Genomic DNA, 463 nt, shown 5'->3' on the forward strand with positions numbered 1-463 from the left:
GACGGCGAACGTGCCGCCGGCCGGGCGGCACGAAGGTTTTACTGCGTGCGTGCCGATGTCCCATACCGAATCTGCCGAGTCCGTCGATGTCCCCGAGGGGCTTTCCGCCACCTCTGATGCCGGACAGGCCTCGTTGAACCCGCGCCAGCAGGCGCTTTTTGACGCCGTTCGCCGCGACGGCTTCCTCACGGTCGACGAACTGGCGGCGCGCTTCGACGTCACGCCGCAGACCATCCGGCGCGACATCAACTTCCTGGCCGAACGCAAATGGGTGCGTCGCTACCACGGCGGCGTTGGCCTGCCGGGCGGGCGGAGAACGATGCCTACGACGCCCGCCAGACGCAACTGGCCGACGAAAAGCGTCGCATCGCCATACGCCTGGCCGAACAGATCCCCGATCACGCATCGATCTTCATCAATCTGGGCACCACGACGGAAGCCGTCGCCCGGGCGCTGTCGCGTC

General features: G+C 67.2%; 1 pseudogene. It reads left to right on the forward strand.

From position 1 onward, the window contains the following. Positions 1-55: 55 nt before the first annotated feature. Positions 56-463: pseudogene (locus CDV44_RS27350) on the forward strand (DeoR/GlpR family DNA-binding transcription regulator); the annotation flags it as partial.

The sequence above is a fragment of the Pandoraea sp. PE-S2R-1 genome (assembly GCF_002179865.1).
Taxonomy (GTDB): domain Bacteria; phylum Pseudomonadota; class Gammaproteobacteria; order Burkholderiales; family Burkholderiaceae; genus Pandoraea.